The sequence below is a fragment of the Lentibacillus sp. L22 genome (assembly GCF_040812445.1).
Classification (GTDB): Bacteria; Bacillota; Bacilli; order Bacillales; family Amphibacillaceae; genus Lentibacillus_C; species Lentibacillus_C daqui.
Window position 1 is genome coordinate 1 of the sequence record NZ_JBFNXI010000096.1, and the last position, 1,689, is coordinate 1,689.

The 1,689-nt window shown below is 41.0% G+C and carries 1 protein-coding gene; it reads right to left on the reverse strand.

The window, feature by feature from the left end; all coding sequences use genetic code 11:
* Nucleotides 1-158 precede the first annotated feature (158 nt).
* Nucleotides 159-1,568 (reverse strand): ISLre2 family transposase, encoded by a 1,410-nt coding sequence (locus ABRT01_RS18175; protein WP_367749184.1) that lies wholly within the window; start codon nucleotides 1,566-1,568, stop codon nucleotides 159-161.
* Nucleotides 1,569-1,689: the final 121 nt, after the last annotated feature.

Below are 1,689 nucleotides of genomic sequence, written 5' to 3' on the forward strand. Positions count from 1 at the left end.
GTATGTGTCAAGTTTTTCTCGATGTTGCTTTCATACCAATATTTCAGGCACCATCATTTTGTACACTTTATTCGGGCTACCGCGCTGTCGCTTGCTGGCCCCGATTTTGAGGTAACGTTCTAAAGCCCAAGAACGTAACCCCTAAATCAGGGTATCATTTATTTAAAGCTCTTAACTAAATTACCCATGGCTGTTGAATGAGCCGTATATAAGCCTATAGCGCCTTGTCTGGCTCCCACTGATGGACGAGTTGGGTTACGTAGGATCTGCGACATTCTAACTGCTTTTTTAATTTCTCGTTGCTTTCTAGCGCTTCTGTGTTGATGTTTTAGGTACACATCTCTAAGTGTTTGATTTAAAATCCCTTGTTTCACTTTAACCATGGCTTCTCCGCCCTCTGAACTCCAATGCATCCCTCTTTTTTTCATACGAAAAGAAATGTGTCTTTGATTTGATTCCATCGCTCCCAAACTTCTTGCGTCTTTTGGTGGGTTTTCAACGACTTCTCGCCAGTCAAAAATCCGTTCCCAATTATTCATAACATACGTACGAAATGCTTTTACCTTTTCTATTTTTTTTGTATCGTCTAGGGTACTCTCATACGTATCTAGCCATAATATAAAAGCATCCCGGTCATGTTCTTTTAGTGCCTTTTTAACGCCATCCTTATACTTACTCCGTTCGCCACCTAAAGCACGATTTACAGCCTGTGAAACATGATAATGATCCAACTGATTCAAGACAGAGAAATGAGATTGTGAAAAGGCCTCTTGGAACTTCTCGGCCGTATATCCTAATCCTCCATCACTGTTTGTGACCACCCGCGTAGCCTCCAGTGAATAACGATGGGCTGTAAGGGATTGTACTTCATTCCAAAAGTCTGGGGTTGATTGTGTCGTCATGATGACTTTGGGTTCTCGTAAAGCGACTCGTTTTCCATTTTTCTCCCAACCTTCATGAACAATGGCATGGTGCACTTCCAGGCTTTTTTTCTTCACTGTACTACGCACAAAAACACCGTCTGCCTCCGCATATAGATACTCCACCTTTTTCCCCTCCGGCAGGAAAGCAGCCTCATCCAACTCAATTACCATTTCTTCATCCGCCTGTGCCTGCGCTTTCCCAACACGTCTTACAATGCTTCCAACCGTTGTGTGACTGAGGTTAACTGCAGTCCATTCTTTTAAAACACGTGCTGTTTCCCGGTATGTACTTTGACTAGCAAGTTCTGCCACTTTTACTTCCACTAATGGACTATGTCGTTGGCTCTTTCGTATTCCCAACCATTCATCAAAGGGATAATGAGAATCTCCCTTCTCATCACCCATAAGCGTGTGACAAAAACACACTGACCCAAAGGTGAATTGAATTGTTTTCCAATCATCTCGCTTCACTGTCCAACCCATCGCTTGCTTCTCTTTCTTAATGACTTGATTCAATCCAGTAAATACTTCTCCCAATTTAGAAGCAAATACCTCATACATAAACAATCGGATACTTTCCTCTAATTCAATCAAATTACAGGTATCCTTTATTAACTCATTAATATTTGATATAATATTCCCCATGAAAAGGCCTCTCTCTAAAATGTATTTGCCCAGTCAAAGCATACATTTTATGATAGAGTGCCTTTTCTTTTTTGGCTAGAATATCGCTCAAATAACCTCGAGAAATATTTTACACTTACAT

What these genes read in the sequence shown, in the direction of transcription:
- ABRT01_RS18175 (WP_367749184.1), bottom strand. Translation starts at nt 1,568, where the DNA reads ATGGGGAATATTATATCAAATATTAATGAGTTAATAAAGGATACCTGT.